General features: G+C 67.8%; 1 protein-coding gene. It reads left to right on the forward strand.

The window, feature by feature from the left end:
* Positions 1-54 precede the first annotated feature (54 nt).
* The coding region (locus EN859_RS35810; RefSeq protein WP_189502515.1) for an ATP-grasp domain-containing protein at positions 55-376 on the forward strand (322 nt) is incomplete at its 3' end.

The raw sequence follows: 376 nt of genomic DNA on the forward strand, positions 1-376 counted from the left end.
AGGCGATCGAGCGGGCACACGCCGCCGCGCAGTAGAAAATACCGGGAGGACAAGATGGACATCCACGAATACCAGGCCAAGGAACTGCTTGCCCGCCACGGCGTGCATGTGCCGCGCGGCGGCCTCGCCTACAGCCCCGAGCAGGCGACGTACCGCGCCCGAGAGATCGGTGGCTCGAAATGGGTACTGAAGGCGCAGGTCCATTCCGGCGCGCGCGGCAAGGCCGGCGGCATCAAGCTCTGCTCGAACGACGAGGAGATCTCCAGCGCCGCGGAAGCCATGCTAGGCCGCAAGCTGGTCACCCACCAGACCGGCCCGCGTGGCAAGCTGATCTCGCGCCCCTACCTCGAGGAAGCCGTCGACATCGCGCAGGCGC

It is taken from the genome of Mesorhizobium sp. M00.F.Ca.ET.216.01.1.1 (genome assembly GCF_004010325.2).
Taxonomy (GTDB): Bacteria; Pseudomonadota; Alphaproteobacteria; order Rhizobiales; family Rhizobiaceae; genus Mesorhizobium.